The organism is Pseudomonas sp. TE6283 (assembly GCF_054060555.1).
The window spans coordinates 284,507-309,036 of record NZ_JBSSDH010000002.1; the positions used below are offsets into that span (position 1 = coordinate 284,507).

A 24,530-nucleotide genomic window follows, 5' to 3' on the forward strand; every position below is an offset into this window, starting at 1 on the left:
GTAGGAGCGGCCTTGCGTCGCGAAAGGGGCGCGAAGCGCCCCCCCAGATCTTCGCATCATGCAAGACCGCTCCTACAGGGGAATGCGCAGTATCAGAGATCGAAATCCCCTGCTGCCTCCGGCTGGTACTCGACCGCCAGCAGCTCCAGCTTGAGGGTCTTGCCGCCCGGCGCCGGCCAGTCGATCTGGTCGCCCACCGACAGGCCGAGCAGGGCGCAGCCGATCGGCGCAAGAATCGATACATTGCCCTCAGGGCCGGCATCCTTCGGGTACACCAGGGTCAGGTGGTAATCCTTGCCGCTGGCACTCTCTCGGCAGTGCACCCGCGAATTCATGGTCACCACGCCGGCCGGCACCTCTTCATGCCCGACCACCTGCTCGGCACGGTCCAGCTCGTCCTGCAGGGCGAGCACACCTGGGGTGCTTTCATCGAGGTCGTCGAGCAGGCGCTCGAGACGCTGCACGTCCAAGCGGGTGAGGATGAGGGAAGGCTTGGTGCTCATGATCCAGTCAGACTCCTTTGAACAGGCAATTTTCAACAGGCAGATAAAGCAAAACCCCGCCCAAGGGCGGGGTTTGCAAAATACTGTGGCGTCATCGACGCAGACCCTGACACTACCACAGCGGGGCAAATACTCAAGCCCACACCTTCGTTGTGCCTATGCCGGTGCTCGCGATTTCAGGGCCAGCGCCTCGCGGCAGATCTGCCGGCGCCGCTCGTCATCGGCCGAGCGCCACTCGCGGATGTGCTCGACATGGCGGTGACAGCCGGTGCAGACCTTGTGCTCATCCAGCCGACATATGCTGATACAAGGTGATGGCACCGCCGGGCTCACGTTGCTGTAGAGCGGCTTGGGTGGCCGGGGCAGGTCGCTCATCTCAGATCTCGTCGAAGTCCAGCTTCTCGCCGGCGCGTTCCCAGACGATGCGCTCGAGCATCTCGCCCAGCAGCTCTTCGCTCTTCTCGCAGACCCATTTGCCGCTCTCTTCGTCGTAGTCGAAGTGGAAGCCGCCGGACTTGTCCGCCAGCCACAGCTGGCGCAGCGGCTCCTGGCGGCTGAAGATCAGCTGGCTGCCGTTGTCGAACTTGACGGTGAGAACGCCGGCGGAGTTCTCCATGTCCAGGTCCATGCCGCTTTCATCGAACAGGTCTTCCAGGGCCTGTTGGGTCGCATCGACCAGGTCGTGGAAACGCGCTTCGCTCAAACTCATTGCAGGGACCTCGAAAAATGGCTGTACACACGCAAGCCGGGCACGATAAGGGCGAACGCCTCAGGCTACAAGCTAATCGCTGTAAGAAAAAGCCGCATGTCCTTCGGTCGCCCATGCCCGCCGAGCGGGGCTGCCCCTTGCATAGGCAATCAGGTGGGCGCTCGGTATACTCGGGCGCAATACTGCATATTTCCAAGGATTTCACCCATGAAACGCCTGATTTCCTCCCTCGCGGCGCTGGTCGCGGTTGCCTGCCTCGTTTCGGCCTGCGGTCAGAAAGGCCCCCTGTACCTGCCGGAAGACGGCAAGGACGGCAAAGGCCCGCGCAAATCGCACCAGCATGCCAAGCCTGTCCAGCCGCAGCCGGTGCTGGTGCAGCCGCAAGAGCAGCCAGAAGAGTCGCCCGCGCAGTAAGGAAATCCCATGGACGCATTCAACTACCGCGGCGGCGAGCTGTTCGCGGAAGGGGTGGCCCTGACGGCGATCGCCGAACGCTTCGGCACGCCCACCTACGTGTACTCGCGCGCCCATATCGAGGCCCAGTACCGCAGCTATACCGACGCCCTGCAAGGGGTCGAGCACTTGGTCTGCTTCGCGGTCAAGGCCAACTCCAACCTGGGCGTGCTGAACCTGCTGGCGCGCCTCGGCGCAGGCTTCGACATCGTCTCCGGCGGTGAGCTGGAGCGCGTCCTGGCCGCAGGCGGGCGCGCCGATCGCGTGGTGTTCTCCGGGGTCGGCAAGACCCGTGACGACATGCGCCGCGCCCTGGAAGTGGGCGTGCACTGCTTCAACGTCGAGTCCACCGACGAGCTCGAGCGCCTCCAGGTCGTTGCCGCCGAAATGGGCAAGACGGCCCCGGTTTCGCTGCGAGTGAACCCGGACGTCGACGCCGGCACCCATCCGTACATTTCCACCGGTCTCAAAGAGAACAAGTTCGGCATCGCCATCGCCGACGCCGAGGCGATCTACGTGCGAGCCGCACAGTTGCCGAACCTGGACGTGGTCGGCGTCGACTGCCACATCGGCTCGCAACTGACCACCGTCGAACCCTTCCTCGACGCCCTCGACCGCCTGCTGGTGCTGGTCGACCGCCTGGCCGAGTGCGGCATCCACCTGCGCCACCTGGACCTCGGCGGCGGGGTCGGCGTGCGCTACCGCGACGAGCAGCCACCGCTGCTGGCCGACTACATCGCAGCCATTCGCGAGCGCGTCGGCGAGCGCGACCTGGCCCTGGTGTTCGAGCCGGGCCGCTACATCGTCGCCAACGGCGGCGTGCTGCTGACCCGCGTGGAATACCTCAAGCACACCGAGCACAAGGATTTCGCCATCATCGACGCGGCCATGAACGACCTGATCCGTCCCGCCTTGTACCAGGCCTGGATGGACGTCAGCGCGGTCAAGCCCCGCGAAGGTGAAGGCCGGGCCTACGACCTGGTCGGCCCGATCTGCGAAACCGGCGACTTCCTGGGCAAGGACCGCGTGCTGGACCTGGCCGAGGGCGACCTGCTGGCCGTCCGCTCGGCGGGCGCCTATGGTTTCGTCATGAGCTCCAACTACAACACCCGTGGCCGTTGCGCCGAAGTGCTGGTCGATGGCGACCAGGCCTTCGAAGTGCGTCGCCGCGAGACCGTCGCCGAATTGTTCGCCGGCGAAAGCCTGCTGCCGGAGTGAGCCCATGCTGCTGCGTTTCACCAAGATGCACGGGCTGGGCAACGACTTCATGGTCCTCGACCTGGTCAGCCAGCACGCGCACATCCAACCCAAGCACGCCAAGCAATGGGGCGATCGCAACACGGGCATCGGCTTCGACCAGCTGCTGATCGTCGAGGCGCCGAACAACCCGGATGTGGACTTCCGCTACCGGATCTTCAATGCCGACGGCTCCGAAGTCGAGCAGTGCGGCAACGGCGCGCGCTGCTTCGCCCGCTTCGTACTAGACAAGCGCCTGACCGCCAAGAAGCGCATTCGCGTCGAAACCAAGGGCGGCATCATCGAGCTCGATGTGCGCAACGACGGCCAGATCTGCGTCGACATGGGGCCGCCACGCTTCGCCCCGGCCGAGATCCCGTTCATCGCCGACGAGCAGGCCATCAGCTATGCGCTGGAAGTCGATGGCCAGGTGCACCAGATCGCCGCGGTGTCCATGGGCAACCCGCATTCGGTACTGCGCGTCGACGACGTGCGCAGTGCGCCGGTCCATGAACTGGGCCCGAAGATCGAGCATCACCCGCGCTTCCCGCAGCGGGTCAATGCCGGCTTCATCCAGGTGGTCGACCGCCACCGCGCCAACCTGCGGGTATGGGAGCGTGGCGCCGGCGAGACCCAGGCCTGCGGTACCGGCGCCTGCGCCGCGGCCGTGGCGGCGATCAGCCAGGGCTGGATGGACTCGCCGGTGACCATCGACCTGCCGGGTGGCCGCCTGAGCATCGAGTGGGCCGGCCCCGGCAAGCCGGTGCTGATGACCGGCCCCGCCGTCCGCGTGTTCGAAGGACAAGTTCGTCTCTAAGCGAGTATCCGCCATGACCGACCAGCCTAACGTTGCATCCCCGCAGGCCCGTGAGCTCGATGCCGAAGCGGTGGTCGCCTACCTGCGCGCCCACCCGACCTTCTTCGCCGAGCACGACGAGCTGCTGCTCGAACAGCGCATCCCCCATCAGCGCGGCGACAGCGTGTCGCTGGTGGAGCGCCAGCTCAAGCTGCTGCGCGACCGCAACATCGAGATGCGCCATCGCCTGTCGCAGTTGATGGACGTGGCCCGCGACAACGACCGGCTGTTCGACAAGACCCGCCGGCTGATCCTCGACCTGCTCGACGCCGGCACCCTCGAAGAGGTGGTGATGGCGGTCGAGGACAGCCTGCGCCAGGAATTCCAGGTGCCCTTCGTCAGCCTGATCCTGTTCGGCGAGAACGCCGCGCCCGTGGGCCGCTGGGTCTCCGGCGCCGAGGCGCAGCAAGCCATCGGTGGCCTGATCGGCGGTGGCAAGACCATCAGCGGCAGCCTGCGCGAACACGAACTGGCCTTCCTGTTCGGCGATGCCCAGCACAAGGAAGTCGGCTCCAGTGCCGTGGCCACTCTCGAATACCAGGGTCTGCACGGCGTGCTGGCGATCGGCAGCCGCGACCCGCAGCACTACAAGAGCAGCGTCGGCACCCTGTTCCTCAGCTACATCGCCGAAGTGCTTGGCCGCGTGGTGCCGCGCTTCACCCAGACGCTGCGCTCGGTACGCTGATGGAACGCCAGCTGGAGGCTTATTGCGCTCACCTGCGCAACGAGCGCCAGGTGTCCGAGCACACCCTGCTGGCCTACCGGCGCGACCTCGAGAAAGTCATCGAATTCTGCAACACCCAGGGCATAGCCGGCTGGAGCGCCCTGCAGGTCCAGCAGCTGCGCCAGCTGGTCGCCCGCCAGCACCATCACGGCCAGTCCTCGCGCAGCCTGGCGCGCTTGCTCTCGGCGGTGCGCGGCCTGTACCGCTACCTCAACCGCGAAGGCCATTGCCAGCACGACCCGGCCAACGGCCTGGCGCCGCCCAAGGGTGAACGGCGCCTGCCCAAGGTGCTGGACACCGACCGTGCCCTGCAACTGCTCGATGGCGGCGTCGACGACGAGTTCATTGCCCGTCGCGACCAGGCGATCCTCGAACTGTTCTACTCGTCCGGCCTGCGCCTGTCGGAGCTGACCGGGCTCGACCTCGAACACCTGGACCTGGCCGCCGGGCTGGTACAGGTGCACGGCAAGGGCGGCAAGAGCCGCGTGCTGCCGGTCGGCCGCAAGGCCCGCGAGGCGATGCAGGCGTGGCTCAAGCTGCGCGGCATCGCCGGCCCGCGGGACGGCGCGGTGTTCCTCAGCCGCCAGGGCAAGCGCCTCGGCCCCCGCGCCATCCAGCTGCGGGTCAAGGCCGCTGGCGAGCGCGAGCTCGGCCAGCACCTGCACCCGCACATGCTTCGCCATTCCTTCGCCAGCCACCTGCTGGAATCGTCCCAGGACCTGCGCGCGGTACAGGAGATGCTCGGCCACGCCGACATCAGCACCACGCAGATCTACACCCACCTGGACTTCCAGCACCTGGCCGCGGTGTACGACAGCGCCCATCCTCGGGCCAAACGCAGCAAGGACACGGACTCATGAGCATCAAGCTGATCACCTTCGACCTGGACGACACCCTCTGGGACACCGCGCCGGTCATCGCCAGCGCCGAAGTCGTCCTGCGCGACTGGCTCGAAGCCAACGCGCCGATTCTCGGTGGCGTGCCGGTCGAGCACCTGTTCGCCATCCGCGAGCGCCTGGTACAGGCCGAGCCGGGCCTCAAGCACCGCATCAGCGCCCTGCGCCGGCGGGTGCTGTTCCACGCCCTGGAAGAAGTCGGCTACAGCGAGAAACACGCCCAGGAGCTGGCCAACGAGGGCTTCGAGGTGTTCCTGCATGCCCGGCACCAGGTGGAGGTGTTCCCCGAGGTGCAGCCGGTGCTGGAGATCCTGCGCCACCACTACACCCTCGGCGTGGTCACCAATGGCAATGCCGACGTGCGCCGCCTGGGGCTGGCGGACTACTTCCGCTTCGCCCTGTGCGCCGAGGACCTGGGCATCGGCAAACCGGACCCGGCACCGTTCCTCGAAGCGCTGAAGCGCGGCGAGGTGGACGCCGGGGCGGCGGTGCACGTCGGCGACCACCCGGGCGACGACATCGCCGGCGCCCAGCGCGCCGGGTTGCGCGCGGTGTGGTTCAACCCGCAGCACAAACCCTGGAGCGGCGAGCAGGCACCGGATGCCGAGATCCAGCGGCTGTCGCAGTTGCCCGACGTGCTGGCGCGCTGGCGCTGACCTGCTTCACATTCCCCATCCCACATCTTCAGGCAGTGCGCCATCCCTGTAGGAGCGGCCTTGTGTCGCGAAAGGGCCGCAAAGCGGCCCCAGGGTCGTTGTCGATACTCAAATCCTGGGGCTGCTGCGCAGCCCTTTCGCGACACAAGGCCGCTCCTACAGAGACCGTGCCAACCTGACAGGCACAATAAAACCGCAGCGACAGCGGGGAATCGATGCTTAGGCCCGCCTATGCGCACCTTGAGGACGCATAGCCCACCACAAGGTGCCACCCTTGATGACCTCAGAGATAACAATCAATCCAAGCATCAGCCAGATATTGTAGCCAGGCATCAGGCTCGCCCAGATTGACAGAACCGAAAGTGACGGCGTTATCGAAAGCAGTCGAAATGGTATCTGCGCAATCCCTAGGGAAGCCCCAAACCTGAGTCCAAGCAGCAGCAGAAATGCACTGAATACGATCGAGACCTGAAGCACCAGACTCATGACTGCGATCAGGCTTGCTACTACACCCTGCTCGGCCAACAAACCAACCATTATCTTGGCATCGGTGATGAACGGGACACGTCCAAGACGGAGACTACCGATCAGGTAGTAGAGAATGTAGAACGCATCCAGAACGCCCCAGACCCGAAGCATCCAATGCTGAGTTCTGCTCTTATCGGGCATCATGCCTTTCTGGGTGCTCGTAGGTCTCATGCGGTAGCACTGGTTGCCAGTACCATGACTTGCCACTGATCTGCCATTTATCGTCACCTTCCAGATACCGCTGAGTCACGGCACGCAACTTCCCGTAAGGGTGGACCACCGACCTGGATGCCAGGTGATCATCATGACTGTCCAGTGGTACCCACTGCTGAGTCACGACACGGGTAGTGTTATCGAAGTCCTTGCCTTCGGATCCGAATACCCTCCCTTCATCTCCAAGCGAGCCGAGACGGTTCTGCAACATGGCAAACGTGTTCTTCAGACCGTCATAGTCGATGTCGATTGTCCGCCATTTCCCTGGACCCTTCTCTATCTCTGATTGACTGGGCGCTGCCTCTGATACTGGAAAGCACTGGGTTGTGCCCAAATAGCCATCAATGCGTATCGGGTTGAAAGGCTCACTGGTCAGAAACAGCCAACTGCCATCCTTGATTTTCTCCAGGGCCTTTTCAAGGTCCTTTTCGGAGTAGCGTTGTCCAAAACGGATACCTCCAGCTTCCAGAAATTCCGTTTTCCCCCAAAGGTACCCGTCGTACAGGAGCGCATGCTTCACTTTCGACACAGCAAAGAATGGGTCCTCCACCCTCTTGAGATCTTCCTTGCTTAGCTCACTGCGACGAATCAGTTTGTCCATAACCGGCATCTCCCTTGGCTTAAGGGATGATGCTTACCCGGATTACCTCAGGCTCTCTAGCAGACCCGTCCTCTTTGCTTGTATGAAAATTCGCACTTACAGCGCCCACAAAAAAGCCCGCAGCGACGGCGGGCTTTTTTGCGTTCAGCCACTCAGATAGGGCGGCTGCCGTACTTGTTGTCCGGCTTCTTGGGCGGATCGGCGACCACGTTGGCCTCCACTTCCTGCACCTTGCCACCGCGCGACAGGAACTCTTCCATCGCCTTGGCCAGCGCATCGCGCTCTTTCTGCTTGGCTTCCATGCTCGGCATCTCGTCTACCGAGACCGCCGCCTTGGACTTGCCCTTGGCCGCAGGAGCCGGGCTGCTGTCATCGTCGCCGGCGTCTTCCGCGCCGTCGTCAGCGGCCGCTTCAAGGCCGTCATCAGCCTCGTCTTCGTCGCCTACTTCGAGGTCATCATTTTCCAGATCGTCGTCGCTCATGTTCTACCTCATGACTTGCGAAAAGCAGGTTAGTTATAGACCGGTGCAGCCGTAGACCGGCAGCCACCAGTGAAAATTCAACTGGCCGTGGATTGGCCACTGCCCTGGGTGTCCACCCCCTCATGGGGGGCCCGGCACCCTGCAGGCCCTGCTCCTGGCAAGGCCTGACAAAATTGTTTGAGCCCTTGCTGGCCACAGGCTATTGGCAAGCCTAGCAAAGGGTAGCGAAGTGTGTGGACTACTCGTCCAGCTTCCTTCGGCGCGCATTCTAGCGCGCTCGCAGAAAAAGCAAAGCACCAGAAACACCCGATGGCTTGTAAGTTTTAACCCCGGGTCGCGATCAGCGCAGGGAAACCGTTTGCCCCAGGCCAAACGGTAAATTACAGGCAAAAAAATGCCCGGCGAACCGGGCAAGTTTTCCAGCATCGCGGTTACAGGTTGTAGCCGCGCTCGTTGTGTTGAGCCAGGTCGAGGCCGACCGACTCTTCTTCTTCGCTGACCCGCAGGCCCATCACCAGGTCGAGGACCTTGAGGATCACGTAGGTGACGATGGCGGTGTAGACCACGGTGAAGATCACGCCCTTGGCCTGGATCCAGAACTGCGCGGCGATGTCGGTGACCGCGCCGAAGCCGCCCAGGGCAGGTGCCGCGAACACGCCGGTGAGCAGTGCACCGATGATGCCGCCGATGCCGTGCACGCCGAAGGCGTCCAGGGAGTCGTCATAGCCCAGCTTGCGCTTGAGGCTGGTGGCGCAGAAGTAGCAGACCACGCCGGACACCAGGCCGATCACCAGGGCGCCCATCGGCCCGACAGTGCCGGCGGCCGGGGTGATGGCGACCAGGCCAGCGACCACGCCCGAGGCAATGCCCAGTGCGCTTGGCTTGCCGTGGAAGATCCACTCGGCGAACATCCAGCCCAGGGCGGCGGCAGCGGTGGCGATCTGGGTCACCAGCATGGCCATGCCGGCGGTACCGTTGGCTGCGGCGGCGGAACCTGCGTTGAAGCCGAACCAACCGATCCACAGCATGGCCGCGCCCATCAGGGTGTAGCCCAGGTTGTGCGGGGCCATCGGCGTGGTCGGGTAGCCCTTGCGCTTGCCCAGCACCAGGCAGCAGACCAGGCCGGCGATACCGGCGTTGATGTGCACCACGGTGCCGCCGGCGAAGTCCAGCACGCCCCAGTCCCACATCAGCGCGCCGTCACCGCTCCAGACCATGTGCGCGATCGGCGCATAGACCAGGGTGAACCACACGCCCATGAAGATCAGCATTGCCGAGAACTTCATGCGCTCGGCGAAGGCACCGACGATCAGCGCCGGGGTGATGATGGCGAAGGTCATCTGGAAGGTGATGAACACCGCCTCGGGGAACAGCGCGGTGGCCGAGGTCAGGCCCGACGGCGTGACGCCGTTGAGGAAGGCCTTGGAGAAGCCACCGATGAAGGAATTGAAGTTGAGCACGCCCTTTTCCATACCAGCGGTATCGAAAGCCAGGCTGTAGCCGTAGATGACCCACAGGATGCTGATCAACCCGGTGATGGCAAAGCACTGCATCATCACCGACAGCACGTTCTTCGAGCGCACCATGCCGCCGTAGAACAGGGCCAGGCCCGGGATGGTCATGAACAGGACCAGTGCCGTCGAGGTGAGCATCCAGGCGGTGTCGCCGGAGTTCAGCACGGGGGCGGCAGTTTCCTCGGCCAGGGCCAGCCCTGGCATTACGAGGGACAATAGGGCTCCTAGCCCTGCGATCTTGCGCAGAGTCATGTTGTTTTCTCCTGGGGCGTTGGGTTTGGTGAGGCTTGGTTTGGCGCTTAGATCGCGTCGGTATCGGTCTCGCCGGTACGGATGCGGATCGCCTGCTCCAGATTGACCACGAAGATCTTGCCGTCGCCGATCTTGCCGGTGTTGGCCGCCTTGGTGATGGCTTCGATCACCCGATCGAGGTCCTTGTCGTCGATGGCGACATCGATCTTCACCTTGGGCAGGAAATCGACCACATATTCAGCGCCGCGATACAGCTCGGTGTGACCCTTCTGCCGGCCGAAGCCTTTGACTTCGGTCACGGTGATGCCCTGCACGCCGATTTCCGACAGCGACTCGCGCACGTCGTCCAGCTTGAACGGCTTGATGATGGCAGTGACTAGCTTCATGAAACTCTCTCCCGATTTGGTGGACTTGCCCCAGGAAAACAAACCCGTCTCAAGTCTAAGCGCAGCGCCTGGCTTTGTAACGCGTCGTCGGCTCCATCCTCCCCGCCGACGCACGATCCGGCTGTGACGAAGAACCTTCCGGCTCCGCCTGCGCACTGCCTGGTCACAAGGGACTGCATCAGTGCATGGCTCGCTCAGGTCTTTGCAGAAACCTTGCCAGTTAGCGTAAGTCACGGGAAAACAGGTAGTTGCGTGAACCGTCAGGGATTGGCCAATCGCCAGCAAGGAAAAAGCGCACAAAATCGGTGCGCGACCTTTGGCCGCCCTGCGCGAAAAGCGTGCAGCGCAAGTGGCCCGGAGCCCCGTGCTACACTGCTGCCCTTTCAGTGATCAGCGGATACCAGACATGCTCGCGCCCAAAGCCTTCCTCGATGCCCTGAGCGACCAGGCCTCGCGCCTGTTCAGCGGTGACACCGCCGCGCCCCGCGCCGAACTGGAAAGCCAGTTCAAGGTGCTGATGCAGGGTGCCTTCAGCAAGCTCGACCTGGTCAGCCGCGAGGAGTTCGACAGCCAGATGGTGGTGCTGGCCCGCACCCGCGCCCGCCTGGAGACCCTGGAAAAGCAGGTTGCCGAGCTGGAAGCACGGATGGCGCCGCCCGCTGCAGATTAGCAATCGATACAGGGAGTGTTAGCCATGAAAGACAGTGCCCGGAATGTCTTTGAAGGTTCGCTCAGCGCCATCAAGCCAGGCACGGTGAATGCCGAGGTCGAACTGACCCTGGCCGCCGGCGAGAAGCTGGTCGCGGTGGTCACCATGGCCAGCCTGCACAACATCAACGTCGGCAAGCAGGCCGTGGCGCTGGTCAAGGCCTCGCACATCATCCTGGGCGCCAAGCCTTGATCGAATGCCCGCTTCTGCCTTGCCCAGGCAGTAACGGGCTTGCCCTGCGATAACACTTGCGCAAGGTATTGCATTAATTCCCCGCCCAGCAGATGAAACATATTTAAGTTACGCCTTCCCGGTTGACTTCCCCGCTATGCTTTGCATAAAGTTCACCCGCCCCGAAAAGCGGGCCTTTATTTCAACTCACGAAGAATTCAATGGACACAGTATCTAGTCGCTGTCTGGCGGCCTTTGGCCGCCAGGCACTTGAACCGGAACTCCGGGCCCGCCCCTAGGTCGGGCAAGCCGCGCCAGAGCCTGTTGCTCCGCCGTAGCTTGCCGCCCCGGGTGCCCGCCCGGTCGGAGGCAAGCTCATGAACCTCGATATCGCCATCCCACGCCTGCGCGCCTGTGCGCACAAGGCCCCGCACCGTCCTGTCCTCGGCTGGGGCCTGTCCTCGTCCCTGGAACCGCCCAGTCGATAGCGCGCCCGTTACTGCCTGCAGTGACGCGCGCGAGGCTGTCCGTTCGCTGAACTGACGCCATATAAATCGTCAGAAACTTCCGAACTTTAAATAATTAAAGTTCGTTGGAGTTCTAGTGCCCGCCATTTAGCACAGGGATTAACCGACCATGGAATCAGCCAGTCGAAAGTTCGCTGCCGATCTAATTTCCGGCATTCGCCAGCGAACACGTAAACGTCGGAAAAACCACGTATTTCATTGTTTGAATCATTGCGACACGGGACACGTTCACTCACCTTCCCTACCGTGAGTCGACTGTGTGTCGTGCCGCCTCCTGCGGCAGGAGCACAGCCAAATGACCGTAAAAGACCGCAACACCCGCAGCAAAGCCGGCGACGATGCCCGCCTGTCCATGCGCGCCGCCCGCGAGGCACGCAACGGCCTGGCCGTGACCCTGGCCAACCTCGACGCCAGCGAGCTGGGCCTGACCGAGCACGAAGCCGCCAAGCGCCTGCAGCGCGACGGCGCCAACCAGGTTGCCCATGACAAGCCGCAACCGGCCCTGGTGCAACTGCTCAAGGCCCTGCACAACCCCTTCATCTACGTGCTGCTCACCCTCGCCGGCATCAGCTTCGTCACCGACTACTGGCTGCCGGTACGCGCAGGCGACCTGGAAGAAGCGGACCTGACCAAGGTCATCATCATCATGACCATGGTCAGCCTCAGCAGCCTGCTGCGCTTCTGGCAGGAGTACCGCTCGGGCAAGGCCGCCGATGCGCTCAAGGCCATGGTCCGCACCACCGCCACCGTGCTGCGCCGCGAGCGCCATGACCAGCCGGCGCGCCTGCGCGAAGTGCCGATGAACGAACTGGTGGCCGGCGATATCGTGCAACTGGCCGCTGGCGACATGATCCCCGCCGATATCCGCCTGATCGAGTCCCGCGACCTGTTCATCAGCCAGGCCGTGCTGACCGGCGAAGCGCTGCCGGTGGAGAAGTACGACACCCTCGGTCACGTCGCGCAGAAGTCCGCCGCCGACAGCGCCAACGATGAAAGCGGCCTGCTGGATCTGCCCAACATCGGCTTCATGGGTACCAACGTCGTCAGCGGCCGCGCCCGCGCCGTGGTGGTGGCCACCGGCAAGCGCACCTACTTCGGTTCGCTGGCCAAGGCCATCGTCGGCTCGCGCAGCCAGACCGCCTTCGACCGTGGCGTGAACAGCGTCAGCCGCCTGTTGATCCGCTTCATGCTGGTGATGGTACCGGTGGTGTTCATGCTCAACGGCGTGGTCAAGGGCGACTGGAGCGACGCCTTCCTGTTCGCCCTGGCCGTGGCCGTGGGCCTGACCCCGGAAATGCTGCCGATGATCGTCAGCGCCAACCTGGCCAAGGGCGCCGTGGCCATGGCCCGGCGCAAGGTGGTGGTCAAGCGCCTGAACGCCATCCAGAACTTCGGTTCGATGGACGTGCTGTGCACCGACAAGACCGGCACCCTGACCCAGGACCGTATCATCCTCGAGCACCACGTCGACCCCAGCGGCCACAAGGACCCGCGCCTGCTGGAACTGGCCTGGCTCAACAGCCACCACCAGAGCGGCGTGAAGAACCTGATGGACCAGGCCGTGCTGCGTTTTGCCGGCGAAGACCAAGGCTTCCAGCCACCCTATGCCTACGCCAAGGTCGACGAACTGCCCTTCGACTTCATCCGCCGGCGCCTGTCGGTAATCGTCAAGGATGCCCTGGGCGATCACCTGCTGGTGAGCAAGGGCGCCGTCGAGGAAATACTGGCCATCGCCACCCATGTCGAAGAAGGCGGCCAGCGGGTCGTCCTGGATGCCGGGCGACGCCAGCAACTGCTGGATACCGCCAGCGCCTACAACCAGGAAGGCTTCCGCGTGCTGCTGGTTGGCACCCGCGACATTCCGGCTGCCGCTGGCAAGCCCCAGTACCACACCGATGACGAGCGCGAGCTGGTGATCCGCGGCTTCCTGACCTTCCTCGATCCACCCAAGGAAACCGCCGGCCCGGCCATCGCTGCCCTGCGCGAGATGGGGGTGAAGGTCAAGGTGCTGACCGGCGACAACCCGGTGGTGACCTGCAAGGTTTGCCGCGAAGTTGGCCTGGAACCTGGCCAGCCGCTGCTCGGCCAGGACATCGAGCGCCTGGACGACACCCAGCTCAAGGCCCTGGTCGAAGAGCGCACGGTGTTCGCCAAGCTCACCCCGTTGCAGAAGTCGCGGGTGCTCAAGGCGCTGCAGGCCAACGGCCACACCGTGGGCTTCCTCGGCGACGGCATCAACGACGCCCCGGCGCTGCGCGATGCCGACGTGGGCATCTCGGTGGACAGCGGCACCGACATCGCCAAGGAATCGGCCGACATCATCCTCCTGGAAAAAAGCCTGATGGTGCTGGAAGAAGGCGTGCTCAAGGGCCGCGAAACCTTCGGCAACATCATGAAGTACCTGTGCATGACCGCCAGCTCCAACTTCGGCAACGTGTTCTCGGTGCTGGTGGCCAGCGCGTTCATCCCGTTCATGCCGATGCTGGCGATCCACCTGCTGCTGCAGAACCTGATGTACGACTTCTCCCAGCTGTCGCTGCCGTGGGATCGCATGGACAAGGAATTCCTGCGCGAGCCACGCAAGTGGGATGCCCGCAACATCGGCCGTTTCATGCTGTGGATCGGCCCCACTTCGTCGATCTTCGACATCACCACCTTCGCCCTGATGTGGTACGTGTTCGCCGCCAACAGCGTGGAAATGCAGGCGCTGTTCCAGTCCGGCTGGTTCATCGAGGGGTTGCTGTCGCAAACGCTGGTGGTGCACATGCTGCGCACCCGCAAGGTGCCGTTCTTCCAGAGCACCGCGGCGCTACCGGTGATCCTGGCCACCGGCCTGGTGATGTGCCTGGGCATCTACATCCCGTTCTCGCCGCTGGGGGCGATGGTCGGGCTGGTGCCGCTGCCGTGGGAATACTTCCCGTGGCTGGCCGCCACCCTGCTGGGCTACTGCCTGGTGGCCCAGGGCATGAAGACCCTGTACATCCGCCGCTTCGGCCAGTGGTTCTGAGGAGGTGGGCATGCGCGTACTGATCTGCGCGGGGCGCAACTACGCCGACAGCCAACGCTGCCGCCAGGCGCTGGACGCCCTCCAGCGCCAGCAACCGATCCGGGTGCTGATCCACGGCGGCAGCCAGCACCTGGGCGGCGAGATCGAAGGCTGGGCCCGCGAGCAGGGCGCCGACATCGTGCGCTACCCGCCCAACTGGCAACTGCACGGCAAGCTGGCCGAGCGCCTGCGCAACGTCTTCATGCTGCGCGACAGCCGGCCCGACCTGGTGCTGGCGCTGCCGGGCGGGGACGACACCGAGGAACTGCTGGCACGGGCGCGGGGTTCGGGGATTCCGGTGATCTGTGGCAGGCAGCCACGGTCACACTGACCTGACGATCGGCACCCTCTCGCTCTGGGAGCCAGGACTGTACACGTGGGAGCGGGCTTGCCCCGCGAACACCGGCAATGCCGGTGCCATGCAACGCGGTGATTGCCTCGCGGGACAAGCCCACAAAGGACTGACTACCTCTTGAGCACACGACTGCAAACCCCGTAGGATTGAGAGCGATTCCCATCTGCATCTCGCTCATTCCTTTTGCAGGAGAGGCTCGTCGTGCCCTCACCCTCACTTCCGCCGCCGCGCCAGGCCATGGATGCGCTGTACCAGGATCACCACGCCTGGCTGCTGGGCTGGCTGCGGCGACGCCTGCAACATGCCGACAACGCCGCCGACCTGGCCCACGACACCTTCGTGCAACTGCTCGGCCGGCCGGAGCTGATCCCGACGCTGCGCCAACCGCGGGCCTGGCTCAGCAGCGTGGCCAAAGGATTGATGATCGACCGCCAGCGCCGGCACAAGCTGGAGATCGCGTACTTGCAGGCGCTGGCCAGCCTGCCGGAGCCCGAGGCGCCCTCGGCCGAGCGCCAGCTGATCCTGCTCCAGACGCTGATGCAGATCGACGCCATGCTCGATGGCCTGCCGGCGAAGGTGCGCATGGCCTTCCTGCTGTCGCGCCTGGAAGGCATGAGCTACCAGGAAATCGCCCATCACCTGGGGATCAGCCTGAGCAGTGTCGAGAAGTACATGGTCAAGGCCATCCGCCACTGCTACCTGGCAAGGCTGGAACCATGAGCGAAGACGTGCTCGACCAGGCCATCGGCTGGCTGGTCAGGCTCGAGTCGGCGCAGCATGCGCCGGCACTCTGTGCCGCCTGCCTGGTCTGGCGCCAGAGCGACCCGCGCCATGAAGCCACCTGGCAGGCCCTACAGGAAGCCCAGGCCTGCTTCAGCCAGGCCCGCGAGCTGCCCGAGGGCGTTGCCCTGCGTGCGTTGACGGCGCCCGAGCGGGCGGATCGCCGGCAGGCCCTCAAGCTGCTCACCCTCGGCCTGCTGGGGCTGGGCCTCAGCGGTACGGCACTGCAACACTCACCCTGGCGCCTGAGCCTGGCCGACTACAGCACCCGTACCGCAGAACGCCGCCATGTCCAGCTGGCCGATGGCAGCGAGCTGCAGCTCAACAGCCGCAGCGCGGTCAACGTGCGCTTCAGCGCGACCGAACGCCGGGTCGAACTGCTTGAAGGGCAGGTCTATGTCCGCGTGCAGGGCGACACCCGGCAACGCCCCCTGTGTGTGACCAGCGCCGAGGCCAGCCTGTGGACGTTCGACGCGGCGTTCGATGTCTGCCAGGCGCGCGGCAACACGCGCCTGGCCATCGACCAGGGCCAGGTCGCGATCCAGGTGCCCGGGCGAGCCCAGCAACTGGCCAAGGCCGGCGAGCAGTACCGCATCGACCACCATGGCGCGCAGCCCCTGGCCAAGCCCCAGGCCCTGGGCTCGGCCTGGACCCGTGGCCTGCTGATCGCCAACGACATGCCCCTGGCCGAACTGGCCGATACCCTGGCCCGCCAGCGCGAAGGCTGGGTCGGCTACGACCCGGCGGTGGCCGGCCTGCGTGTTTCCGGGGTGTTCCAGCTCGACGACACCGACAATGCCCTGCGCAGCCTGGCCCACACCTGGCCGGTGCGCCTGCAATGGCGCACCGCGTTGTGGGTGCGCATCCTTCCGGCGTAAAGAAAATCGATTCTCGTTTACGGGTTTTCCCCGCTCCTTCGACAAACAGGAAAAACACCTGCCAATTCCCAGGAGCTTTCGATGGATCTGCTGTCCCGCTACCGCCCCACCTTGCTCGCCCAGGCCCTGCTACTTGGCGCCGGCATCGGCCTGGCCCACCCCGTGCTGGCCGAACAGCCGCTGCGCCGTTACGACCTGCCCGCCGCACCACTGGCCGAAGCACTCAACCGCTTCGCCGAGCAGGCCGACATCAGCCTGCCGTACGACCCGCAGCTGGTGCAGGGCAAGCAGGCCAGGCCGGTGCGCGGCCAGTTGCCCACCGACATGGCGTTGTACCTGATGCTCGAAGGTACCGGGCTCAAGGCCGTGCAGGCCGCCGACGGCAGCTGGGCGCTGCAGCTCGCCGCCAGCGGTGGCGGCGCCCTGGAACTCGGCAGCACGCAGGTTCAGGGTCAAGGCATGGGCCAGGCCACCGAGGGCACGCGCTCCTACACCACCGGGCTGGTGAGCGTCGGTTCGAAGACCCCGACAAGCCTGAAGGACACCCCGCAGTCGGTATCGGTGGTCAGCCGCCAGCTGATCGAGGACCGGCGCATGGTCAGCCTTGACGACGCGATGAAATTCACCCCCGGCATCACCCTGCGCAACGTCAATTTCAACACCCAGGAATTCATCTCCCGTGGCTTTGCGATCGACAACCTGCAGATCGACGGCACGGCACCGATGGACATCGGCAACGGCCTGGGCACCTTCTACAGCCAGCGCAAGTACGACCTGGCCGCCTATGACCATGTCGAAGTGCTGCGCGGCGCCAGCGGCCTGCTCGGCGGCACCGGCAACCCGGGCGGCATCGTCAACCTGGTGCGCAAGCGCCCGCTCGATCACTACCAGCTCAAGCTCGAAGCCTCGGCGGGCTCGTGGGACAACTACCGCAGCGAAGTGGATGTCACAGGTCCCCTGGCCTTCGACGGCAAGCTGCGTGGACGGATGGTGGTCGCCTACCAGGACCGCCAGTACTTCTTCGACAACCGCAGCACCGAACGGCCGTTTTTCTATGGTGTGCTCGAGGCCGACGTCAGCGACGACACCATGCTCACTTTCGGCGGCAGCTACGACAAGGTCCATGAAAACGGCGTGGGCGACGGCCTGCCGCGCTACAGCACCGGCGGCGACCTGAAACTGCCGCGGCACACCTGGTACACCACCAACAGCGCCTGGAACGACAGCTACACCCGCGAGCTGTTCGCCAAGCTCGACCATCGCTTCTCCGATGACTGGAAGCTCAACACCTCCTACACCTATTCGTACAACGAAGGCTCCACCGAAGGCGTGATCCCCTATGGCTCCGTTGACGAGAACAGCAATACCGGCCCCTACTGGTGGGGCAGCTATGTCTCCAGCTGGAGCAAGCAGTCGGTGTTCGACGTCAACCTCTCCGGCACCTTCGACGCCTTCGGCCGCCAACACGAACTGCTGGTGGGTGGCGACTACCAGGAGGTCACCAGCCGCTGGCGCGCGGCCCAGGGCAAGGTCGGCCTGGGCGGCATGATCGACCTGTGGGACCCGCAGTCGACACCGTTGCCGACCGAGGCCACCAATCATGCCTTCTACCGCGACTACTACCCCAACAAGCGCAAGCAGTACGGTCTCTACTCCACCCTGCGCCTGCAGCTGACCGACCCGCTCAAGCTGGTGATCGGCGCCCGCGCCCAGCGCTATACCTTCGAGCAGGCCTACGCCACGCGCAACCGCGACGGCTCCGGGGACTGGGCTCGCCAGGACAAGGTCTCGCACAGCGAGCCGACCACCCTGGTGCCATTCGGTGGCCTGATCTACGCGCTCGACGACCAGTGGTCGACCTACGTCAGCTACGCCGAGATCTACAAACCCCAGGCGCAGAAACTCAAGGGCCCGGAAAAGTCCGGCACCTCCCTCGACCCGATGACCGGCAAGACCTACGAGACCGGGATCAAGGGCGAGCTGTTCGATGGCGCGCTCAACCTCAGCGCCGCGCTGTTCTACACCAAGCGTGAACACCAGGCGATCAAGGACCCCGCCTACCCCGACACACCGTTCAGCTACAGCGCCTCCTGCTGCTTCATCGGCCAGGGCAAGGTGGTCAGCAAGGGTATCGACCTGGAGGCCACCGGCGAAGTCCTGCCGGGCTGGGATGTAATCGCCGGCTATACCCTCAACCTGATGGACGACAAGAGCGAGGACACGCTGTACACCACCGTCACGCCCAAGCACCTGTTCAAGCTCTGGTCGGTCTACACCCTGCCGGGCGACTGGTCGGCATGGCGCGTCGGCGCCGGGGTAACCGCCCAGAGCGCCAGCTACGTCGAAGGCAAGGCCTACCGCTTCGACGCCAACTGGAACACCGTGGGTGAAACTCCGTTCGATTTCAGCCAGAGCGGCTACGCGGTCTACGACGCCATGGTCGAGTATAAGGTCGACGATCACTGGACCCTGGCCCTGAACGGCAACAACCTGTTCGACCGCAAGTACTACGCCAGCGTCGGCACGTCCGAGTACGGCAACTACTACGGCGAGCCGCGCAACTTCGTGCTGACCTTGCGCGGCGTGTTCGAATGAGTGCGCGACCTGCCTCATGAAACCAGGCAGGTGCCGACAGCCATGGAGGCGGGCCGGACAAAACTCGATGCACTCTTCTCGTCCGCCTCCCCAGGAGCACCACTAAGCTTTGCCGGGCCGCAGGACGCGGCCCCTTACACGCAAACACGGAGTGCCCATGTCCCTCGCCCTCGTCCACAGCCGCGCCCAGGTGGGTGTGCAGGCCCCCGCCGTCAGCGTCGAAACCCACCTGGCCAACGGCCTGCCCACGCTTACCCTGGTCGGCCTGCCGGAAACCACGGTCAAGGAGAGCAAGGACCGGGTACGCAGCGCCATCGTCAACTCCGGCCTGGACTACCCGGCCCGGCGCATCACCCAGAGCCTCGCCCCCGCCGACCTGCCCAAGGACGGTGGCCGCTACGACCTGGCCATCGCCCTGGGCATCCTCGCCGCCAATGGCCAGGTGCCGGTGGCCACCCTCGACGGTATCGAATGCCTGGGTGAGCTGGCCCTGTCGGGCGCCTTGCGCCCGGTACAGGGCGTGCTGCCTGCGGCATTGGCGGCCCGGGATGCGGGTCGGGCGCTGGTGGTGCCACGGGAGAATGCCGAGGAGGCCAGCCTGGCCAGCGGCCTGGTGGTGTATGCGATGGGGCACCTGCGCGAGCTGGTGGCCCACCTGAACGGCCAGCCCGCGCTGTCTCCCTACGCGGCCAATGGCCTGCTGCTGGAGCAACGCCCCTATCCGGACCTCAGCGAAGTCCAGGGCCAGATCGCGGCCAAGCGCGCCCTGCTGGTAGCCGCGGCCGGTGCGCACAACCTGTTGTTCACAGGTCCCCCGGGCACTGGCAAGACCTTGCTTGCCAGTCGTCTGCCCGGGCTGCTGCCGCCGCTGGACGAGCGCGAGGCACTGGAGGTGGCGGCGATCCGCTCGGTCAGCGGCCACGCCCCGCTCGATAGCTGGCCACAGCGGCCGTTCCGCCATCCGCACCATTCGGCCTCAGGCCCGGCGCTGGTCGGCGGCGGCAGCCGGCCGCAACCCGGCGAGATCACCCTGGCGCACCATGGCGTGCTGTTTCTCGACGAGCTGCCCGAGTTCGAACGGCGAGTGCTGGAGGTGCTGCGCGAACCGCTGGAGTCCGGCGAGATCGTGGTGGCCCGGGCCAAGGATCGGGTGCGCTTCCCAGCGCGCTTCCAGCTGGTGGCGGCCATGAACCCCTGCCCCTGTGGCTACCTGGGCGACCCCACCGGCCGCTGCCGGTGCAGCAGCGAGCAGGTCCAGCGCTACCGCAACAAGCTGTCCGGCCCGCTGCTCGACCGTATCGACCTGCACCTGACGGTAGCCCGGGAAAGTACCGTACTGACCCACCAGCCCAGTGGCGAGACCAGCGCCAGCGTTGGCCGGAGAGTGGCCGAGGCACGGGCGCTGCAGCAGCGCCGGCAGGGCTGCGCCAACGCCTTCCTCGACCTCAAGGGGCTGCGTCGGCATTGCCCGCTGGAGCCGGTTGACCAGGCCTGGCTGGAGCAGGCCTGCGAACGGCTGACACTGTCGTTGCGGGCGGCGCACCGGCTGCTGAAGGTCGCCCGCACGCTGGCGGACCTGGAGGGCGCGCAATCCATCGCCAGGGCGCACCTGGCGGAAGCGTTGCAGTACCGACCCAGCGCCTGAGGCTGCCCGTCCGCTCCCACAGAAGCTTGCCAAGACGCACTCAATCAGCGCCATAGCGGAAATATATTTTGCGCACTAAATATTTGCGCGCAGTATTCATCTCAAGCAGCAAGCAGTCGCCAACCCCACTCAGCAGAACCCGGAGAACGATCATGACCCTTCGCAAAGCCTTCGCCCTCACCGTCACCACTCTGGCCCTCGGCACCAGCGCCGGCAGCTTCGCCAGCGAAGCCACCCCGTACCACTACGGCATGGAGCTGGACATCGCCAAGGTCATCAGCATCGATGCACCCACCAGCGCCCAGGGCCAGGCCAGCACCGCCACCCTGACCTACCGCGACAGCAGCGGCCAGCTGCGCGCCGTGAGCTACGTGCAACCCACCGTCCTCGCCAACCAGAACTGAGCCACGACTCGACCCCTGAAGGAGCTAGAACATGAAACTGTCCCGCACCCTGACCGCCGGCCTGCTGGCCCTCGCCGTGAACAGCGCCTTCGCCGCCGGCAGCCCTGGCGTCGAGCACACCACCCAGGGCTTCCTCGAGGCCCTGGCCACAGGTGGCGGCAAGCCGCTGGAAACCCTCGCGCCCAAGGATGCCCGTGCGGTGTTGAGCGGTGCCCAGGCCGGGGTGAAGGTCGACCTGTCGGGGATCCGCGTCGAACGCCGGACCATCCAGGCCGATGGTCAGCCGCTGGAGATCCGCGTGGTGCGGCCCGAAGGCGCCAAGGGTGAACTGCCAGTGTTCATGTTCTTCCACGGCGGCGGCTGGGTGCTGGGCGACTACCCCACCCACGAACGCCTGATCCGTGACCTGGTAGTGGGCTCTGGTGCCGCGGCGGTCTACGTCGACTACACGCCCTCACCGGAAGCCAGGTTCCCCACCGCGATCAACCAGGCCTATGCCGCCACCCGCTGGGTCGCCGAGCACGGCAAGGAGATCGGCGTGGACGGCAGCCGCCTGGCGGTGGCCGGCAACAGCGTCGGCGGCAACATGGCCGCAGTGGTGGCGATCAAGGCCAAGGAGGCCGGCACGCCCAAGCTGCGCTTCCAGGCCCTGCTGTGGCCGGTGACCGACGCCAACTTCAACAACGGGTCGTATAACCAGTTCGCCGAAGGCCACTTCCTGACCCGCAACATGATGCAGTGGTTCTGGAACAACTACACCACCGACCCGCGCCAGCGCGACGATATCCACGCCTCGCCGCTGCGCGCCAGCCTCGAGCAGCTGAAAGGCCTGCCGCCGGCCCTGGTGCAGACCGCCGAGATGGACGTGCTGCGCGACGAAGGCGAAGCCTATGCCCGCAAGCTGGACGCCGCCGGGGTACCGGTGACCGCCGTGCGCTACAACGGCCTGATCCATGACTACGGCCTGCTCAATGTACTGAGCACCGTGCCCAGTGTGCGCAGTGCCATGGACCAGGCGGCGCAGGCGCTGAAAGACCATCTGCAGTAAGCAGTTGATCGCGGGGCAAGCCCGCTCCCACGAAGGTCAGTTACCTTGCGTGCGAGCGGGCTTGCCCCGCGATGGATTCAGCAAAGGTCCTACTTTCAGAACGCTGCTTCCTGTAACCCCAGGATTGTCCTGTTTCGCTCCCCACCCGAAAATGCCCGCCTCTTTCATCGATGACATAAGCTGTTGCATCAAACGCTGCCGCACGCAGTTCAAGGAGTCCGAGCAATGCCACACGAAGGCAGCCTTCTACAAACCGCCGTCATCTTCCTCCTCGCCGCCGTGGTCGCCGTGCCCCTGGCCAAGCGCCTGCAACTGGGCGCCGTGCTCGGCTACCTGCTGGCCGGCGTGGCCATCGGCCCGCAGGCCCTGGGACTGATCCGCGACACCGAGAGCGTCGCGCACATCTCCGAGCTGGGCGTGGTGTTGCTGCTGTTCATCATCGGCCTGGAGCTGTCGCCCCGGCGCCTGTGGCTGATGCGCAAGTCAGTGTTCGGCGTCGGCACCGCGCAGGTGGTGCTGACCGGCGCGGCGCTCGGCGCCATCGCCCTGTTCGGTTTCAGCCAAAGCCTGCCGGCGGCCATCGTGCTCGGCCTGGGCCTGGCGCTGTCGTCCACCGCCCTGGGCCTGCAGAGCCTGGCCGAGAGCAAGCAGCTCAACGCGCCCCACGGCCGCCTGGCCTTCGCCATCCTGCTGTTCCAGGACATCGCCGCAATCCCGCTGATCGCCCTGGTGCCGCTGCTGGCCGCCAGCGGCCCGGACACCAGCCACGGCGACAGCTTCGAACATGGCCTGAAGGTTTTCGCCAGCATTGCCATCGTTATCGTCGGCGGCCGCTACCTGCTGCGCCCGCTGTTTCGCACCGTTGCCCGCACCGGCTTGCCGGAGGTGTCCACCGCCACCGCACTGCTGGTGGTGATCGGCACTGCCTGGCTGATGGAGGAAGCCGGTATTTCCATGGCCCTGGGCGCCTTCCTCGCCGGCCTGTTGCTGGCCGACTCCGAGTACCGCCACGAGTTGGAATCGCAGATCGAGCCGTTCAAGGGCCTGCTGCTGGGGCTGTTCTTCATCAGCGTCGGCATGGGCGCCAACCTGCGCCTGCTGCTGGAGATGCCGCTGGTGCTGCTGGGCATGACCGTGCTGTTGATCGCGGTGAAACTGCTGCTGCTGATCGGCGTCGGCCGCATCGCCGGGGGCCTCAACAGCGCCAGCGCCCTGCGCCTGGGCATGGTGCTGGCGGCCGGTGGCGAATTTGCCTTCGTGGTGTTCAAGCTGGGCAAGGACCAGGGCCTGTTCGACACCCTGACCTACGACCTGCTGCTGATGACCATCACCCTGTCGATGGCCCTCACCCCGCTGCTGATGATCGGCTGCGCCCGCGCCCTCAAGCGTCCGCAACCCGCCCGGGAAGTACCTGAGCAATACAAGCAGATCGACGCCGGCACGCCACGGGTGGTGATCGTCGGCATGGGCCGCATGGGCCAGATCGTGGCGCGCATCCTGCGGGCGCAGAAGATCCCCTTCGTCGCCCTGGAAACCTCGGTGGACACCATCGAGATGACCCGCATGTTCGAGCAGGTGCCGGTGTTCTACGGCGATCCGTCGCGTACCGAGGTGCTGCATGCGGCAAAGGTCGACGAAGCCGAGTACGTGATCATCACCATCGACGACCCCGAGGCCGCGACCCGCACCGCGGAGCGGGTCAAGCGCCTGTACCCGCACCTGAAGGTCATCGCCCGGGCGCGCAACCGCCAGCATGTGCACAAGCTGGTGGACGTGGGCGCCGAGCCGATTCGCGAGACCTTCCATTCCAGCCTGGAAATGAGCCGGCGGGCGCTGGTCGGGCTGGGGCTGACGGAAGCGCAGGCGGCGGATCGCATTGCCCGCTTCACCGAGCACGACGAGCAGGTGCTGGAGGCCCAGGGGCATGTGCGCGACGACCGGGCCAAGGTGATGCAGACGGCCAAGGAGGCGCGGGTGGAGCTGGAGCGGTTGTTTGCGTCGGATGAGGACTGACGCTCAGGCGAACGCCAGCCGCTCGATGGGTGGATGCTCGCGGTGCGCGGCCTGCCACAGGTCGTAAGCCGCCTGCTCGGCCAGATACTGCCGGGCACTGCCAAGACCGGCCAGTTCGAGGCGATAGGCCAGGTCGGCTGAAATGGCTGCATGGCCGTTGAGCACTGTGGATAACTGACCACGTGAATAGCCAAGGTGGCGGGCCAGGGAAGAGACGTTCATGCCGATGGCGGGCAGTACGTCTTCGCGCAGGGCTTCGCCGGGGTGGGGTGGGTTGTGCATGGTTGTCACTTCACCTTGGAATCTTGGGGCTGCTACGCCAGTTCTCGCCACTGGATAGCAACTGGTTT

The 24,530-nt window shown here is 65.1% G+C and carries 25 protein-coding genes and 1 pseudogene; 17 read left to right on the top strand and 9 right to left on the bottom strand.

Features of this window, described 5'->3' with window-relative positions:
• Positions 1-92: 92 nt before the first annotated feature.
• The 3 genes from rnk to cyaY all read right to left on the bottom strand — a co-directional run bounded on the left by rnk (position 93) and on the right by cyaY (position 1,212).
• On the bottom strand, positions 93-503 hold the full coding sequence (gene rnk, locus ACVWZ5_RS04915; RefSeq protein WP_028688614.1) for a nucleoside diphosphate kinase regulator: 411 nt from the start codon (positions 501-503) through the stop codon (positions 93-95).
• Between the two features lie 156 nt (positions 504-659).
• The gene (locus tag ACVWZ5_RS04920) at positions 660-878 is read right to left on the bottom strand and encodes a DUF1289 domain-containing protein (RefSeq protein ID WP_028688615.1); all 219 of its coding nucleotides are present in this window, start codon (positions 876-878) and stop codon (positions 660-662) included.
• Position 879: 1 nt separating this feature from the next.
• Positions 880-1,212 carry an iron donor protein CyaY gene (cyaY, locus tag ACVWZ5_RS04925; protein ID WP_028688616.1) on the bottom strand — a complete coding sequence of 111 codons (333 nt, stop codon included), beginning with the start codon at positions 1,210-1,212 and terminating at the stop codon, positions 880-882.
• 207 nt (positions 1,213-1,419) lie between these two features.
• Between cyaY and lptM the strand changes: the two genes are divergently transcribed.
• The 6 genes from lptM to ACVWZ5_RS04955 are packed head-to-tail and all read left to right on the top strand — an operon-like array spanning position 1,420 to position 6,033.
• Positions 1,420-1,626 (top strand): LPS translocon maturation chaperone LptM, encoded by a 207-nt coding sequence (lptM, locus tag ACVWZ5_RS04930; RefSeq protein ID WP_050703271.1) that lies wholly within the window; start codon positions 1,420-1,422, stop codon positions 1,624-1,626.
• 9 nt (positions 1,627-1,635) lie between these two features.
• Positions 1,636-2,883, top strand: coding sequence for a diaminopimelate decarboxylase (gene lysA, locus ACVWZ5_RS04935; RefSeq protein WP_062572433.1), 1,248 nt, complete (start codon positions 1,636-1,638; stop codon positions 2,881-2,883).
• A gap of 4 nt (positions 2,884-2,887) precedes the next feature.
• Positions 2,888-3,718, top strand: coding sequence for a diaminopimelate epimerase (dapF, locus tag ACVWZ5_RS04940; RefSeq protein WP_028688618.1), 831 nt, complete (start codon positions 2,888-2,890; stop codon positions 3,716-3,718).
• Between the two features lie 13 nt (positions 3,719-3,731).
• Positions 3,732-4,442: a DUF484 family protein gene (locus tag ACVWZ5_RS04945; protein ID WP_028688619.1), complete on the top strand. Its 711-nt coding sequence runs from the start codon at positions 3,732-3,734 to the stop codon at positions 4,440-4,442.
• Positions 4,442-5,341: a tyrosine recombinase XerC gene (gene xerC / locus ACVWZ5_RS04950; RefSeq protein ID WP_028688620.1), complete on the top strand. Its 900-nt coding sequence runs from the start codon at positions 4,442-4,444 to the stop codon at positions 5,339-5,341. The genes ACVWZ5_RS04945 and xerC overlap by 1 nt, the downstream gene beginning before the upstream one ends.
• Positions 5,338-6,033, top strand: a complete 696-nt coding sequence (locus tag ACVWZ5_RS04955) for an HAD family hydrolase (protein WP_046853674.1) — start codon at positions 5,338-5,340, stop codon at positions 6,031-6,033. The genes xerC and ACVWZ5_RS04955 overlap by 4 nt, the downstream gene beginning before the upstream one ends.
• A gap of 219 nt (positions 6,034-6,252) precedes the next feature.
• Here ACVWZ5_RS04955 and ACVWZ5_RS04960 read toward each other — a convergent pair whose 3' ends face one another.
• The 5 genes from ACVWZ5_RS04960 to glnK form a co-directional block, all read right to left on the bottom strand.
• The gene (locus ACVWZ5_RS04960) at positions 6,253-6,702 is read right to left on the bottom strand and encodes a hypothetical protein (protein ID WP_062572432.1); all 450 of its coding nucleotides are present in this window, start codon (positions 6,700-6,702) and stop codon (positions 6,253-6,255) included.
• On the bottom strand, positions 6,692-7,375 hold the full coding sequence (locus ACVWZ5_RS04965; RefSeq protein WP_084941028.1) for a hypothetical protein: 684 nt from the start codon (positions 7,373-7,375) through the stop codon (positions 6,692-6,694). The genes ACVWZ5_RS04960 and ACVWZ5_RS04965 overlap by 11 nt, the downstream gene beginning before the upstream one ends.
• Positions 7,376-7,527: 152 nt before the next feature.
• Positions 7,528-7,857 carry a transcriptional regulator SutA gene (sutA, locus tag ACVWZ5_RS04970; protein WP_023632536.1) on the bottom strand — a complete coding sequence of 110 codons (330 nt, stop codon included), beginning with the start codon at positions 7,855-7,857 and terminating at the stop codon, positions 7,528-7,530.
• Positions 7,858-8,288: 431 nt separating this feature from the next.
• Positions 8,289-9,623: an ammonium transporter gene (locus ACVWZ5_RS04975; protein WP_028688622.1), complete on the bottom strand. Its 1,335-nt coding sequence runs from the start codon at positions 9,621-9,623 to the stop codon at positions 8,289-8,291.
• Between the two features lie 47 nt (positions 9,624-9,670).
• On the bottom strand, positions 9,671-10,009 hold the full coding sequence (glnK, locus tag ACVWZ5_RS04980; RefSeq protein WP_002555808.1) for a P-II family nitrogen regulator: 339 nt from the start codon (positions 10,007-10,009) through the stop codon (positions 9,671-9,673).
• Between the two features lie 406 nt (positions 10,010-10,415).
• Here glnK and ACVWZ5_RS04985 point away from each other — a divergent pair, with 406 nt between their 5' ends.
• From ACVWZ5_RS04985 to ACVWZ5_RS05035, 11 genes and pseudogenes are all read left to right on the top strand, one after another.
• On the top strand, positions 10,416-10,679 hold the full coding sequence (locus ACVWZ5_RS04985; RefSeq protein WP_062572430.1) for an accessory factor UbiK family protein: 264 nt from the start codon (positions 10,416-10,418) through the stop codon (positions 10,677-10,679).
• A 24-nt stretch (positions 10,680-10,703) separates the two neighbouring features.
• Positions 10,704-10,895, top strand: a pseudogene (locus tag ACVWZ5_RS04990) (TOBE domain-containing protein); the annotation flags it as partial.
• An 816-nt stretch (positions 10,896-11,711) separates the two neighbouring features.
• Positions 11,712-14,423: a magnesium-translocating P-type ATPase gene (gene mgtA / locus ACVWZ5_RS04995; RefSeq protein WP_062572429.1), complete on the top strand. Its 2,712-nt coding sequence runs from the start codon at positions 11,712-11,714 to the stop codon at positions 14,421-14,423.
• A 10-nt stretch (positions 14,424-14,433) separates the two neighbouring features.
• Entirely contained in the window at positions 14,434-14,793 is a 360-nt protein-coding gene (locus ACVWZ5_RS05000; RefSeq protein ID WP_028688625.1) for a DUF2493 domain-containing protein, read from the top strand.
• Between the two features lie 261 nt (positions 14,794-15,054).
• Positions 15,055-15,537 carry a sigma-70 family RNA polymerase sigma factor gene (locus ACVWZ5_RS05005; RefSeq protein ID WP_028688626.1) on the top strand — a complete coding sequence of 161 codons (483 nt, stop codon included), beginning with the start codon at positions 15,055-15,057 and terminating at the stop codon, positions 15,535-15,537.
• Positions 15,534-16,475 carry a FecR domain-containing protein gene (locus tag ACVWZ5_RS05010; protein WP_457340443.1) on the top strand — a complete coding sequence of 314 codons (942 nt, stop codon included), beginning with the start codon at positions 15,534-15,536 and terminating at the stop codon, positions 16,473-16,475. Before ACVWZ5_RS05005 ends, ACVWZ5_RS05010 begins: the two co-directional genes overlap by 4 nt.
• An 81-nt stretch (positions 16,476-16,556) precedes the next feature.
• The gene (locus ACVWZ5_RS05015; protein ID WP_457340444.1) at positions 16,557-19,070 is read left to right on the top strand and encodes a TonB-dependent siderophore receptor; all 2,514 of its coding nucleotides are present in this window, start codon (positions 16,557-16,559) and stop codon (positions 19,068-19,070) included.
• A 157-nt stretch (positions 19,071-19,227) separates the two neighbouring features.
• Complete coding sequence (locus ACVWZ5_RS05020) at positions 19,228-20,715, top strand: YifB family Mg chelatase-like AAA ATPase (RefSeq protein ID WP_336196320.1); 1,488 nt, start codon at positions 19,228-19,230, stop codon at positions 20,713-20,715.
• A 152-nt stretch (positions 20,716-20,867) separates the two neighbouring features.
• Complete coding sequence (locus tag ACVWZ5_RS05025) at positions 20,868-21,119, top strand: DUF2790 domain-containing protein (RefSeq protein ID WP_457340445.1); 252 nt, start codon at positions 20,868-20,870, stop codon at positions 21,117-21,119.
• 31 nt (positions 21,120-21,150) lie between these two features.
• Positions 21,151-22,167 carry an alpha/beta hydrolase gene (locus ACVWZ5_RS05030; protein ID WP_062572406.1) on the top strand — a complete coding sequence of 339 codons (1,017 nt, stop codon included), beginning with the start codon at positions 21,151-21,153 and terminating at the stop codon, positions 22,165-22,167.
• Between the two features lie 225 nt (positions 22,168-22,392).
• On the top strand, positions 22,393-24,180 hold the full coding sequence (locus ACVWZ5_RS05035; RefSeq protein WP_062572405.1) for a monovalent cation:proton antiporter-2 (CPA2) family protein: 1,788 nt from the start codon (positions 22,393-22,395) through the stop codon (positions 24,178-24,180).
• Positions 24,181-24,183: 3 nt separating this feature from the next.
• Here the strand turns inward: ACVWZ5_RS05035 and ACVWZ5_RS05040 are convergent, their stop codons facing one another.
• Positions 24,184-24,462, bottom strand: a complete 279-nt coding sequence (locus tag ACVWZ5_RS05040) for a HigA family addiction module antitoxin (RefSeq protein ID WP_062359945.1) — start codon at positions 24,460-24,462, stop codon at positions 24,184-24,186.
• Positions 24,463-24,530 lie beyond the last annotated feature (68 nt).

Bases quoted from the DNA above. Each gene is read 5' to 3' on its own strand.
- rnk (WP_028688614.1), bottom strand. From the start codon at position 503: ATGAGCACCAAGCCTTCCCTCATCCTCACCCGCTTGGACGTGCAGCGT.
- ACVWZ5_RS04920 (WP_028688615.1), bottom strand. From the start codon at position 878: ATGAGCGACCTGCCCCGGCCACCCAAGCCGCTCTACAGCAACGTGAGC.
- cyaY (WP_028688616.1), bottom strand. From the start codon at position 1,212: ATGAGTTTGAGCGAAGCGCGTTTCCACGACCTGGTCGATGCGACCCAA.
- lptM (WP_050703271.1), top strand. From the start codon at position 1,420: ATGAAACGCCTGATTTCCTCCCTCGCGGCGCTGGTCGCGGTTGCCTGC.
- lysA (WP_062572433.1), top strand. From the start codon at position 1,636: ATGGACGCATTCAACTACCGCGGCGGCGAGCTGTTCGCGGAAGGGGTG.
- dapF (WP_028688618.1), top strand. From the start codon at position 2,888: ATGCTGCTGCGTTTCACCAAGATGCACGGGCTGGGCAACGACTTCATG.
- ACVWZ5_RS04945 (WP_028688619.1), top strand. From the start codon at position 3,732: ATGACCGACCAGCCTAACGTTGCATCCCCGCAGGCCCGTGAGCTCGAT.
- xerC (WP_028688620.1), top strand. From the start codon at position 4,442: ATGGAACGCCAGCTGGAGGCTTATTGCGCTCACCTGCGCAACGAGCGC.
- ACVWZ5_RS04955 (WP_046853674.1), top strand. From the start codon at position 5,338: ATGAGCATCAAGCTGATCACCTTCGACCTGGACGACACCCTCTGGGAC.
- ACVWZ5_RS04960 (WP_062572432.1), bottom strand. From the start codon at position 6,702: ATGCCCGATAAGAGCAGAACTCAGCATTGGATGCTTCGGGTCTGGGGC.
- ACVWZ5_RS04965 (WP_084941028.1), bottom strand. From the start codon at position 7,375: ATGGACAAACTGATTCGTCGCAGTGAGCTAAGCAAGGAAGATCTCAAG.
- sutA (WP_023632536.1), bottom strand. From the start codon at position 7,857: ATGAGCGACGACGATCTGGAAAATGATGACCTCGAAGTAGGCGACGAA.
- ACVWZ5_RS04975 (WP_028688622.1), bottom strand. From the start codon at position 9,623: ATGACTCTGCGCAAGATCGCAGGGCTAGGAGCCCTATTGTCCCTCGTA.
- glnK (WP_002555808.1), bottom strand. From the start codon at position 10,009: ATGAAGCTAGTCACTGCCATCATCAAGCCGTTCAAGCTGGACGACGTG.
- ACVWZ5_RS04985 (WP_062572430.1), top strand. From the start codon at position 10,416: ATGCTCGCGCCCAAAGCCTTCCTCGATGCCCTGAGCGACCAGGCCTCG.
- mgtA (WP_062572429.1), top strand. From the start codon at position 11,712: ATGACCGTAAAAGACCGCAACACCCGCAGCAAAGCCGGCGACGATGCC.
- ACVWZ5_RS05000 (WP_028688625.1), top strand. From the start codon at position 14,434: ATGCGCGTACTGATCTGCGCGGGGCGCAACTACGCCGACAGCCAACGC.
- ACVWZ5_RS05005 (WP_028688626.1), top strand. From the start codon at position 15,055: ATGGATGCGCTGTACCAGGATCACCACGCCTGGCTGCTGGGCTGGCTG.
- ACVWZ5_RS05010 (WP_457340443.1), top strand. From the start codon at position 15,534: ATGAGCGAAGACGTGCTCGACCAGGCCATCGGCTGGCTGGTCAGGCTC.
- ACVWZ5_RS05015 (WP_457340444.1), top strand. From the start codon at position 16,557: ATGGATCTGCTGTCCCGCTACCGCCCCACCTTGCTCGCCCAGGCCCTG.
- ACVWZ5_RS05020 (WP_336196320.1), top strand. From the start codon at position 19,228: ATGTCCCTCGCCCTCGTCCACAGCCGCGCCCAGGTGGGTGTGCAGGCC.
- ACVWZ5_RS05025 (WP_457340445.1), top strand. From the start codon at position 20,868: ATGACCCTTCGCAAAGCCTTCGCCCTCACCGTCACCACTCTGGCCCTC.
- ACVWZ5_RS05030 (WP_062572406.1), top strand. From the start codon at position 21,151: ATGAAACTGTCCCGCACCCTGACCGCCGGCCTGCTGGCCCTCGCCGTG.
- ACVWZ5_RS05035 (WP_062572405.1), top strand. From the start codon at position 22,393: ATGCCACACGAAGGCAGCCTTCTACAAACCGCCGTCATCTTCCTCCTC.
- ACVWZ5_RS05040 (WP_062359945.1), bottom strand. From the start codon at position 24,462: ATGCACAACCCACCCCACCCCGGCGAAGCCCTGCGCGAAGACGTACTG.